The organism is Acinetobacter sp. NEB 394, from assembly GCF_013374795.1.
GTDB classification, from domain to species: Bacteria; Pseudomonadota; Gammaproteobacteria; order Pseudomonadales; family Moraxellaceae; genus Acinetobacter; species Acinetobacter johnsonii.
In genome coordinates this window covers 1,834,657-1,846,693 of record NZ_CP055277.1, presented here as the reverse complement: position 1 = coordinate 1,846,693, position 12,037 = coordinate 1,834,657, and the positions used below count along the sequence as shown (strand labels likewise).

Genomic DNA, 12,037 nt, shown 5'->3' with positions numbered 1-12,037 from the left:
TAGCCTTTATTTTTTCAGTTATTTTTATGCAGCGTATGATGCAGTATTGTTTGATAGAGACCATTTCTTGGTCACAGCACCTTTTTGTGTGCCATTAATATCTTGCTGGTTATACGTCCATTCCACAGCAGCATATTTCAAACCAAATCCTTCAAGTGGAACACCTTCTTCACTTACTGTTGGTGTAACACTTGAAACCAAAACATGCTTCAATTTAATTTGTAGATACTTGATACGCTTATCGCCATTTGCGCGATAAAAATCAATTTGTACTTCATCAAAGGTATAACCCGCTGAACATGCTTCCCAGAGTTTTGGACTGGTTGCATCCAAATCTTTAACAAACAGCATATCAGAATGTTCAACACGTTCCGCCGTATGACCGCCAACACTTGATGATGTTGCAGACTTTGGCTGACGAATATTGTGTGACCAAGAGTTCACCTCTAACCAGCCTTGATGCTCTGTATCACGCGACTCGCCATCGACCTTATATTTACCTCTGAACTGTACGTATATGTCTTTCATTTGTAATCTTTTCCTATTCTAAAGTTATTATGTGTTGGCACTCAAATTAGTTTGAGGACTGAGGTAACTCAGTAACAAGTCGCAGTGATACTGACAACTCATCCAACTGGAAATGTGGTCTTAAGAAAACCACAGATTTGTAGTGCCCCGGTTGTGCTGGGTTCTCTACAACTTTGACAGATGCTTCACGCAGCGGATATTGCGCTTTCGCCTCTTGTGAAGCCCCGTCATCAAGCAAAATATATTGAGCCAACCACTCATTTAAAAATGTTTCAATGTTTCCAGCCGAAGCAAAGCTTCCAACTTTGTCTCGCATCATGGCTTTTAAATAATGTGCAATACGTGAAACGGCCATAATGTACTGAATTTGGCTAGATAAAGCAGAGTTTGCATTGGCAGAATCGCTATTATACTTTTTAGGTTTCTGCGTCGATTGCGCACCAAAAAATGCAGCATAATCCGTATTTTTACAATGGACTAAAGGAATAAAGCCAAGATCACTGAGCTCTTTTTCACGACGATCAGTGATGGCAATTTCAGTTGGACATTTAAAGACAACTTCACCATCACTGGTTTTAAAGGTATGAACAGGTAACCCTTCAACCAAGCCACCACCTTCAACACCACGAATGGCAGCACACCAACCATGCATATCAAAAGCATTGGTCAAACGCGTGCCAAAAGCGTAGGCTGCGTTCATCCATAAATATTCATCGTGATTTTGCCCAGAGACTTCTTCAACAAAATTAAAGCCTTCTGTCGCTGTACCTTCCTTAGGGTGATAAGGTAGACGGCCTAATACACGCGGCATCGTTAATGCAACATAACGCGCATCATCACTTTCACGGAAAGAGCGCCACTGGACATATTCAGCAGTTTCAAAAATTTTAGATACTTCACGCGGACGGTCAATATCCGTAAAGGATTCCAAACCGAGGATATTGGCATCTGCTGCAGAAATAAAGGGTGCATGTGCAGCTGCGGCAACATGTGAAATTTGTTCAAGCAAATACATGTCTGAAGGTGTACGATCAAACTCGAAATCGCCAATTAATGTGGCATATGGTGCACCACCAAATGACCCATATTCTTCTTCATAGATCTTTTTAAACAATGTACTTTGATCAAAGTCCGTTGCGCCTTGAAAATCCTTGATTAACTCTTTTTTCGTTGTATTTAACATACGAATCTTAATCAATGGGTTAGAGGGTGTTTCTTGGCAAAAGTAATATAAACCGCGCCATGTCGATTCAATTTTTTGAAACTGCACATTATGGATAATTTTACTGAGCTGCGTCGAAATGAGCGCATCAATTTCAGCAATACGCTTATCAATCGATAATGTCATATTTTCTGAAACAGTAATCGTCCCCGCCATCACTTCTTTAGCAAGTTCGCCAATTAAACTTTTCGCTCGATCATGCTCTTCTTCATTTCGAGCAATTCGACTACGTTCAACAATTGAATCTAATAGCGTAAATTCTTCAGTAATATCTTGAGCAACTGCAGCGGATTGGGCATTATTCATTTTCAGCCTCCACACTCATTTTGCGTACTTGATCTGTATTTTGCAGAACTTGATCAAGTAGATCTTCTAAGCGCTCATTATTCGAAATTTTGTTGCGCAAATCAGTCAAACGTTCGCGAGCTTCTACCAACTTTTTCAAAGGATCCACTTGCTGAACCACATTTTCAGGACGAAAATCTTCCATCGACTTAAACGTCAAATCAACAGACATACGTCCACCATCTTCAGTCAATGTATTTTCAACTTGATAGGCAGCACGCGGTGCTAAGGACTCCATGACTTCATCAATGTTTTCTAAATCAACATTAATAAATTTTTTGTCTTTGAGCTTGTTTTTTTCTATTTCAGATGCCGCGGAAAAATCACCTAAGACACCAACAACAAAAGGTAACTCTTTGATTTCTTTAGCATCACCAACTTCAACATCATAAGTCAGTTGCACCCGAGGTGGTCGAATACGCTGTAACTTTTTTTGGACGCTTTCACGTTTAGCCATATGAAAATCCTGTTTTTTATTATTTCAAAAATGAAAGTTTTTAAAGTGAATTGAAGGGATTTGTATTCGGTTTGCTCGCCACTTCTGTTGATTGTACTTTCTCAACTTTTTTGGGTTTTGCCACCTGAGCCGTTGTTTTCTTTGTGGTTTGTTTGGTTGAATTCGCAGTCTTACGTGTGGTTTTCTTTGGTGCTTTGATCACCACAGCCTTTGCATCACTCGTATCTGGCGCTGGCAAAGAATTACGAACAAGATTAGACAGCTCTTTAGCAGGTGGATAAGTTAAATCTGCAGATAAATAGCGCATTTCTTCTTGACGCATATGGTTTAACGCCATATTTGCAATCGAAACGCCAGCTAAAAACCGAGTATCTGTTAATGATGTATGATTAATATTTCGCGCATTTAACTCTTCAACCAGTTGAAGTGCTTTATAACTTTTCCCAAGTTCTTGATATCGACTAGCAGCTTGAACCAATAATTTATTTTTTAGCTCATCATTTTTTTTATTATTGCTATCGCAAATCTGTGCATATAAACTTAGTAAATCGTGATCAGTTTCACCATTTACCAATGGGTAATTTTTAATACACTTATTTTTTAAACTAATACCCTCTTCTACCGCTGCAAAAGCAAATGGTGTCACCGTTAATAAAACGAATGTAGGTAAAATTAAATAATATTTTTTCAAAACTTGCCTCGAACCTTTATGAATAAAAAATTAAAATTATTATCAGTAACTTCGATTTAAAATATACACACCCTAGGTAAATATTTCTGCTTATATAATGCGCTTGGATTTAACAAAAATATACCCCCTAAAGTCAAGGAAAGAAATGTTACTCAAAAGTAACTATGTTTGCTTTTTGTAATATATCTCCTTTTTTATCTAAATTTCATTTGTGTATTATGATGGCATATATATAAAATACCCGCCAAATAGCATTTATAATGGCTTGTAAAATGCTAATTTATAAATAATTTTATATTTACACTAAAAACACAGATAGCCATTGGCATATTTGTCTTGTAAAAACTTTGCTATAAAGCATGACTGAGTTACATATGAATAACCTTAAAATATTAATTAAGAAGCTATCTAATCATGCGCGTGTTGCTCTAGAGAAGTCTGCAAATAGTTGTATTAATCAACAAAATTATGAAATCGAAATTGAGCATTTTTTTCTTGAATTATTAGAACAACAAGAAACAAATGATCTCCACTTATTAGTTGAAAAATATAAAATTTCCCATGATTTTTTAGTTAAGGATTTACAACTCAGTCTTTCCCAATTGCCTAAAGGAAATACTCGCACCCCAATATTTGCTCAATCCATTATTCGTTTATTGGAGCAAGCGTGGCTACTTGCTTCAGCCGAACAAAATCCTGTCATTCGAACAGGTCATATTTTGGTAGCACTTTTAACAGCACCAGATTTGCATCAAATGGCATTACGCGCTTCGAGCCAATTTGAACTGTTTCCGATCGATACAATGAAGCATAAATTTTTGGACCTATGCTCAAACAGTATTGAACAAGACGTTTTACAGGAAACAGCGCCAAGCGAAAGCACTGAGCCTGCACAGCATTTGGCTAAAAACAAAACGCCAGCACTTGATCAATATACAATTAACCTGACCCAAAAGGCACAAAGTGGCCTTATCGACCCCGTTATTGGTCGTGAGTTTGAAATACGTTTAATGCTCGATATCCTGATGCGTCGACGCCAAAATAACCCCATTTTAACTGGTGAACCGGGTGTAGGAAAAACGGCTGTCGTTGAAGGTTTGGCATTAAAAATTGTGAACAACCAAGTGCCTGATGCTTTAAAAAATGTTCAGCTGCATACGCTTGATATGGGACTATTACAAGCAGGTGCCAGCGTAAAAGGTGAATTTGAAAATCGCTTGAAACAAGTGATTCAAGAAGTTCAGTCTGCCACGCATCCTATAATTTTATTTATTGATGAAGCACATACTTTGATTGGTGCAGGAGGTCAAGCAGGCCAAAATGATGCTGCCAATCTATTAAAACCCGCACTGGCTCGTGGTGAGTTACGTACCATTGCAGCAACCACATGGGCTGAATATAAACAATATTTTGAAAAAGATGCAGCGCTCAGTCGACGCTTTCAAGTCGTTAAAGTTGAAGAACCAACCGAAGATGTCGCCATCGATATGTTACGTGCCATGCTACCAGTCATGGCCAATCATTTTAATTTAAATATTGATGATGAAGCCATCGTCACAGCCGTACACTCTTCACATCGCTATATTAGTGGTCGTCAACTCCCAGACAAAGCAATTAGTGTACTGGATACAGCCGCAGCGCGTGTAGCACTCACTCAGAATGCACAACCTGTAAAGTTAGATCAGATACTTGCTCAACAACATAATCTCAAACTTGAATATGAAATTTTAGAAAATGAGCATAAAAATTTACCGATTCATCATGAGCGATTGCACGATTTGAAGCAAAAACTGGCTCAGCTTGAGTGTGAAATTGAGCACACTCAAACGCAGTGGCAAAAAGAAAGAGCACTAGTTGAACAGATAAAACAACGCCAACAAGATACAACGGCTCATAATGCTCAAGAAGACATTGCTGCGCTTCGTGAAGAATTAAGCAATGTACAAGGTCAGAATCCCTTAGTGTTTGAGCGTGTTAATGCACAAATCATTAATGAAATTATTTCAGACTGGACCGGTATTCCTGTGGGCAATATGGTCAACGATGAAATAAAACAAATTCTCAGCCTAGAAAGCAAACTGGCTGAGCGTGTTATGGGACAAGACTCTGCCCTACATCAACTGGTTCAGGGAATTAAAACATCTAAAGCAAAATTGGATGATCCTAATAAACCGCAAGGCGTGTTCATGTTGGTGGGGCCAAGTGGTGTCGGTAAAACCGAAACCGCACTTGCGCTGGCGAGTGAGCTTTATGGTGGAGAATCCCACCTAATCACTATTAATATGTCTGAATATCAAGAAGCACATACCGTTTCTTCTTTAAAAGGTGCTCCACCTGGATATGTGGGATATGGTCAAGGCGGTGTGCTGACTGAAGCCGTTCGCCGAAATCCTTATAGTGTGGTTTTACTGGATGAAATTGAAAAAGCACACAACGATGTTCAAGAACTCTTTTATCAAGTTTTTGACAAAGGTACACTTGAGGATGGTGAAGGCCGAATCATCGACTTTAAGAATACCACCATTATTTTGACCTCGAATGTAGGTTCGAATGCCATTATGCAGGCCTGTTTGAATCAACCGATTGAGACATGGCCAACCGCGGAAAGCTTAGCAGAGCAGTTAAAACCAAGTTTATATAAACAATTTAAACCTGCTTTTTTAGGGCGCATGCGTATCGTTCCCTATTTCCCACTGCATGATGATTTACTGGTTCAAATTATCCATCATAAAATCAAGAAAATAACCTCTCGCCTTGAGAAGCAGTACCAAACCAAAGTTCAATATTCAGAGGAACTGGTAGAACTGTTATTAAGTCGCTGTACGGAAGTCGATAGCGGCGCACGAAATGTTGATCACATTTTGAATGCCAGTATATTGCCTGCTTTAGCCACAGAAATATTGATGGCTTTGGCAGCAGATCATTTGCCTAAAGTTATTCAGATTGATATCAAAGATGATGAAATTACTTATATTTTAGATCCTGTCGAAAAAACCACGGCTAAAAAGAAACAACATCCTGCTAAAAAGAAAGCGAATCAAATTTAATAGAATATAGAGTGTAAAATTATGAGCTTAGAAATCGAGCCTTTATTGTCTCCTATCTCAAGCGATCAACTATGTGGACAAGACTTGTCTTTTTCCAATGAATTCCACGCTATCAAAATTGCAAAAACTCAGGATGATCCACTACTCGATCAAGGCGATTGGGTCGCTGAACCCAAGCAAGCAGACTGGCATTTCGTTGAACAAAAATCTATCGAGCTCCTCACGGGAAAATCGAAGGATTTACGCTTATTGGGCTGGTTACTTGAAGCGTGGTCAAATTTATACGGATTCGAAGGCACCGCAAAAGCCCTAGAGCTTATGCACCGGACGCTAAATGAGTATTGGACACAACTTCATCCTGAAATTGAAGAAGAAGATTTAGATCAACGTCTAGGTTTATTACAAGGTTCAATTAATCATTTGATTCCACTGATTAAACAAGTCGCTATCGTGAATGTTCCTTCATTTTCACTCAGTGATTATGAAGCCTTATTGAGACAAAAAAACCATTTGTTGAAACAAGTCGAAAGTTATACGGATGATGCCAATAGCTCTCAGATTTTGGAACAATTTGAGCAGAGCTTGTTCAATACATCAAAATCATTTCAATATCAGAACTATCAACATTTTTCGGCAATTCTGGCTGAATGGTCAGTTTTGAAAAGTGTGTTAGATACCTTAATGGGTTTAGACGCACCAAGCTTTGCTGCGATTGATACTCAGCTTGAAAACATCCACACCAGTTTAAAAAAGCTCTACAAAACCGATGTTTTTACTCAGCCTGTAATGGCGACACAAACGTCTGAGTATTCTGCTGCCGCAACGATAACAACACAGGCACTTTCATTTACCCAGCACAAAGAACAAGAGATTGACATGAACACCGTCCATCCATCCAAAGGCTTTCAGGTTCAACCACAAAATCACTTAGCAAACCGTGAACAAGCCATGCGGGTATTACAAGAAATTTCTGACTATTTCCAAGCCAATGAACCGCATAGTCCCGTAAGCTATATGTTACAAAAAACCATCAAGTGGAGTCAGATGCCACTACATGAATGGTTAAATCAAGTCATTAAAAACGAAAATCCACTGCATAACGTCCAAGAACTACTGGGCGTGCAACAAGCAAATGAATCAAACGATTGGTAATCTAAATGTTTAAAGCAGAAAAAATACTTTGGGGTGAAGGTCTATTTTTACGTCCTCAACATTTTCAATTACAAGATGCGTATCATGAACAACGTCTGAATCATACCATTCGTTCCACAATTCCATTTGCCTATGGCATTCAAAATATTCAATTTGATGAGGCTCAGTTACACACACATATCTTGGCCCTCGAAAGTATTAGTATGATTTGGCAAGATGGCGAAATTTATCAAGCGCCGACACGTGATTTACTGCCAGAGCCAGTGTTATTAGATGAACTGAATTTACGTGGCGAAATCCTAGTTTATTTAGCCTTGCCGATTGTACAAGCCAATAAGAAAAATGTGAGCGCTGAAAATAGTGCACAGTTTGGTCGCTACCACTCTTATCTGACCTCAACCCACGATTTATTTACAGATGCAACTGCAGCAGATATCACCTTATTGCGCCGCCGTGCAGAGTTTCGCTTGTTAGAGGCGAACGTAGAACCGAATCAAGAACTGGATGGTTTTTTGTATTTAGCTTTAGCAAAAATTAAACGTCAAAGCTCAGGTCAATTTGAATTTGATCGTCATTTTATTCCGCCTATCTTGCATATCGAATCTTCTGAAAATCTTATCTTGAGTTTGAAACGCAGTTTAAATGTCATCAAAGCGAAAATTAAGACCATTCAAAGTAATAATCGAGAAAATGAGCAAAAGCTAATTGAGTTTCGCTCTGGCGACATTGTGTCATTTTGGTTGGTCAATGCACTCAACACAGCACACGCGACGTTGAATCATTTATTGCAATATCCGCATATCCATCCAGAGCGACTATTTTTTGAATTATTACGTTTAACAGGCTCATTACTGACCTTTTCAACGGCTCATGAGGTTGATCATTTACCTCGCTATCAACACCATAATTTACAAGAAAGTTTTAGTCAGCTCGATGTCATTCTACGTGAGTTATTAGATACGATTATTTCAAACCGCTATATCAGTATCCAATTGAAAGAAACACGACCATCCTATTGGTTAGGCAGTTTAGAGTCAGACAAAATTACTCGAGATTCAAGGCTTTACTTGGCTGTTTCTAGCAGCATGATGCAAAGTCACGAACTAATTCAATTGGTTCCGTTACGATTTAAAGTCGGCAATACCGTAGATGTGGAACAACGCGTCATCGCCGCACTCCCTGCAGTTCCTTTACATCATTTAATGCAAGTTCCAACCGCTATTCCAGTGCGATCTGGTGTGAGTTACTTTGAAATTGAACCGAATAATGACTTATACCAACGCATGTTGGATGCCGAGTCAATTTGTATTTATATTCCAGCAGGTTTCCAAGATATTGCTGTTGAATTGATTGCTGTGATGAATGGCTAAGGAAATGAATCATGAATAATGCCCCTTCACTTTTTGATGATGGACAAATTGGAACTGGTTCAATTTCTCAGCCCATGACCGCCAAAGTCACCAGCACAACCAACTTGGTCGACTTACTCCATGACGGGTTTTATATTGTATTTTTATTGAAAAACAAATACATACCGAGTAGTGCAACGGAATTCCGCGAAAAAATCATTGTCCTACTCAACCGTTTTGAAAACCAAGCCAGAAAATTACAATTTTCATCAGATGATATTCAAGATGCTAAATATGCTTACTGTGCATTATTAGATGAAACCATTGTGACTCAGCAAGATGCACAATTTTTCGAGCTACAAAATAGTTGGTTGATCAGTCCCTTACAGCTTAGTTTATTTGGCTCGCAACTTGCGGGTTATCGTTTTTTCGAAATTTTAGAAGAGTTACGCCGTAAAGGAAATAGTCGATTAGCCGCACTTGAAGTTTATCATTACTGCATGCTTCTGGGTTTTCATGGTAGATACCGTATTGAGTCTATAGAAAATTTAAACCATTTGGTCGCACGTGTGGGTGATGAAATTGACTATTTGAAGGGGAAAAAGGCAGCCTTTTCTCCCTTTGCATCGCTCCCCGATCAAATTAAACATATGATTCACCGTGAGCTTCCTTTTTACTGGATTTTACTTTTTCTAATCGTATTCGCACTCTTATCCTTTGCGGGCTTGCGCTATATGTTATCAAAGCAAAGTACGAATTCTTTAGCCACATATGAAAATGTCATTTCTACGCCAACAGAACAGGCACATATTACTATTCATTTACCCTAAGAACTAACTCCATGGCTCATGAAAAACGGACTTCAGTCAAAATTTTGACGTCTACAAAAAAGAAAAATATTTCGCCTATGCTCTATGCGTTTGGTGGTTTTTTGGGTGGTGTCGTATTGATGGCCACTCTTGGTTTTACTTATTTTTTTGCACAACAAAAAAATGATTCAAGACAGGTTAATCAAAGTTCTAGCGTGGATGTCACTGAACCCTCAGTCGATAATGAAGCCCCGACGCGGGAACCCGAAGCTATTTTTGAAGCGACTAAAGCCATCCCTTCTAAAAGTGTTCAACCTTCAAATGTAACTGAGCCGCCTTCTGATTTTCCTCAACCCAAAGAAGATGAATTAAGCAAAGCTTTTCTTCGTCCAACCGAAACAGTTGCTGCACCATCGATGAAGAGTGCTAGTCCGCAGCCCTTACCAAAAGAAAATAAGAAACAAAACTCGTCAACGCAAAGTTCGGCCGCACCGAAAGATAAAAATCACGACAAAGTAACCAAAGCAGAACAGGCTGTGGAAAAATCCGAAGAATCTCCCACAGGTAGTGTACAAACCAAAATTACAACTCGTACCGTCGAAGCCCCAATGCCAGCTACTATCAGACTATGATTTATGCTCTTTTTTCGCTTTTTCTAATCCTGGCACTAGGACTAGGTTTGGCACTGTCCTACGAACTCAGAGCAAAATTTGTTGGCTTTTTTGTCGGGTTAATTCCTCAAGGAAAAAAAAGATTTCAATCCGCTCGTCATTTTGCACAGCATATAAATCATGCTGCTGCGCCCGAGCAATTGCAATCGCATTGGCATATTCAACAGTGGTGGATATTGGTTGCGGGTCTATTCTTATTTGCTAGCATCTTAATGTTTGCTTTTACCAGTCCAATCACGCCCACTAAAATTGAAGCGGATTATTTAAGACAATCGGATCCACAAATTTATGCCCTACTTGATGGACAAATTTTGTCTCCGCCACCAGAGATCGAAGAATCCTTAGTTGCTGCGGCCATAGTTGAAGCAAGTCTGCTTGAGCAAGCGGATCTTAATAATAATTCTATTCAAGCCAGTGCTTTGAACTACGATCCAAGTATTCAGGATGTTCATTCAACTCATTCACATGACAATTTAGCAACAGCTGATCGTAAGTGGCACAAAATGAACCCACGCTATAAACAACGTCTACTGATGGTATTTAAAATAATGCGTGAGCAGCATGGATACGAACTGGTTTTACTGGAAGGCTATCGTAGTCCGCAGCGTCAGAATTCTTTAGCCAGCAATAAAAATACGACTTTGGCACGTGGTTATCAGAGTTACCATCAATTTGGCTTGGCGGCGGATGTCGCATTTAAGCGGGATGGAAAAGTCGTTATTTCTGAACGAGATCCATGGGCGATGCGTGGCTATCAGCTCTATGGTGAAGTTGCAGAATCTGTAGGTTTAACTTGGGGCGGACGTTGGAAGTCGATCCAAGACTATGGCCATACTGAATATCGAATGCCGAACTTAAAGAAAACTGCGGAAATGGCTGAAAAGCTGACCTCTGAAGGACAACTTTCAGCTGCGAATTTGAGTTAATCAGGTTGAAGGCTGACTCAAATATTGAGTGATGATTTGCAGAACTTGCGCAGTTTTCTCTGCATGTAACCAGTGTCCAGCATCTACCACCGTCTGAATCTGGGCTTGAGAAAACTGCGATTGGATAGCTTCTATATATTCTGGCTTTTCTACATAAGGTGAGTTTCCACCACGTATAAACAATGCAGACTTATGCCATGTTTCTATATTTTCCCATGACAAAATTTGGGCATAGTTCTGATACAGTGCATCCACATTAAACAACCACTTCCCTTTACTAAAAGATTTCAAGAGAAACTGAATCACCATTTCTTCTTTGAGATATTCACGCATGATTTCTATAGCTTGCTGACGTGTTTCAATATCTGCTTTTTGTACTGCAAAGAGCGCTTTAAAAATCTGCTCATGATGATTTTCTTTATAAGCAATAGGCGTAATATCCAATACCACCAGTTGATCTAGTCGATCTCCTGCGAGTTCGGTCACTTTCATCACCAGCTTTCCCCCCATCGAATGCCCGATCAAAGAAAAGTGCTCGATATTGAGTTCATCTAAAGTTTCAATTAGATCAGCTGCCATTACCTCATAATTCATAACATTTGAATGTGAGGATAAGCCATGATTACGCACATCTACCTGTAATACATGGTGGCTTGAATAAAATTCCCGAGCCAACATACCTAAATTACTTAAACTGCCAAATAAACCATGAACAAAGACCAATGTTTTTGCAGCTGACTGCTCATTTTGATGAAATTGATGATTTAGGATCATATGAAACTTACTTTATTTGATTGCTATAGATATTGAATTTTTAATAGAAATAAATCAAATGACTTT

At 39.0% G+C, this 12,037-nt stretch carries 11 protein-coding genes; 6 read left to right on the top strand and 5 right to left on the bottom strand.

Annotated elements, in window-relative coordinates; genetic code table 11:
- Positions 1-24 precede the first annotated feature (24 nt).
- Genes HUK62_RS08820 through HUK62_RS08805 form a run of 4 tightly spaced genes read right to left on the bottom strand, consistent with a single transcriptional unit; the run spans position 25 to position 3,243 of the window.
- Entirely contained in the window at positions 25-528 is a 504-nt protein-coding gene (locus HUK62_RS08820) for a type VI secretion system tube protein Hcp (RefSeq protein WP_004693082.1), read from the bottom strand.
- Between the two features lie 46 nt (positions 529-574).
- Positions 575-2,056, bottom strand: coding sequence for a type VI secretion system contractile sheath large subunit (gene tssC, locus HUK62_RS08815; protein ID WP_176537652.1), 1,482 nt, complete (start codon positions 2,054-2,056; stop codon positions 575-577).
- A complete protein-coding gene (gene tssB, locus HUK62_RS08810; RefSeq protein ID WP_176537651.1) occupies positions 2,049-2,552 on the bottom strand; it encodes a type VI secretion system contractile sheath small subunit in 504 nt (167 codons plus the stop codon). Before tssB ends, tssC begins: the two co-directional genes overlap by 8 nt.
- Before the next feature lie 40 nt (positions 2,553-2,592).
- Positions 2,593-3,243, bottom strand: a complete 651-nt coding sequence (locus HUK62_RS08805; RefSeq protein ID WP_176537650.1) for a hypothetical protein — start codon at positions 3,241-3,243, stop codon at positions 2,593-2,595.
- 374 nt (positions 3,244-3,617) lie between these two features.
- On the opposite strand from HUK62_RS08805, the gene tssH reads away from it, so the two are divergent.
- The 6 genes from tssH to HUK62_RS08775 are packed head-to-tail and all read left to right on the top strand — an operon-like array spanning position 3,618 to position 11,197.
- Entirely contained in the window at positions 3,618-6,290 is a 2,673-nt protein-coding gene (gene tssH / locus HUK62_RS08800; RefSeq protein ID WP_176537649.1) for a type VI secretion system ATPase TssH, read from the top strand.
- A gap of 21 nt (positions 6,291-6,311) precedes the next feature.
- Entirely contained in the window at positions 6,312-7,442 is a 1,131-nt protein-coding gene (gene tssA, locus HUK62_RS08795; RefSeq protein WP_176537648.1) for a type VI secretion system protein TssA, read from the top strand.
- Positions 7,443-7,447: 5 nt separating this feature from the next.
- On the top strand, positions 7,448-8,812 hold the full coding sequence (gene tssK, locus HUK62_RS08790; protein ID WP_176537647.1) for a type VI secretion system baseplate subunit TssK: 1,365 nt from the start codon (positions 7,448-7,450) through the stop codon (positions 8,810-8,812).
- Positions 8,813-8,823: 11 nt separating this feature from the next.
- The gene (gene icmH / locus HUK62_RS08785) at positions 8,824-9,621 is read left to right on the top strand and encodes a type IVB secretion system protein IcmH/DotU (protein WP_176537646.1); all 798 of its coding nucleotides are present in this window, start codon (positions 8,824-8,826) and stop codon (positions 9,619-9,621) included.
- A gap of 11 nt (positions 9,622-9,632) precedes the next feature.
- Positions 9,633-10,232 (top strand): hypothetical protein, encoded by a 600-nt coding sequence (locus tag HUK62_RS08780; protein ID WP_176537645.1) that lies wholly within the window; start codon positions 9,633-9,635, stop codon positions 10,230-10,232.
- Positions 10,229-11,197: a M15 family metallopeptidase gene (locus tag HUK62_RS08775; protein ID WP_176537644.1), complete on the top strand. Its 969-nt coding sequence runs from the start codon at positions 10,229-10,231 to the stop codon at positions 11,195-11,197. The genes HUK62_RS08780 and HUK62_RS08775 overlap by 4 nt, the downstream gene beginning before the upstream one ends.
- Here the strand turns inward: HUK62_RS08775 and HUK62_RS08770 are convergent, their stop codons facing one another.
- Entirely contained in the window at positions 11,198-11,971 is a 774-nt protein-coding gene (locus tag HUK62_RS08770) for an alpha/beta fold hydrolase (RefSeq protein WP_176537643.1), read from the bottom strand. It lies immediately after the preceding gene.
- Positions 11,972-12,037 lie beyond the last annotated feature (66 nt).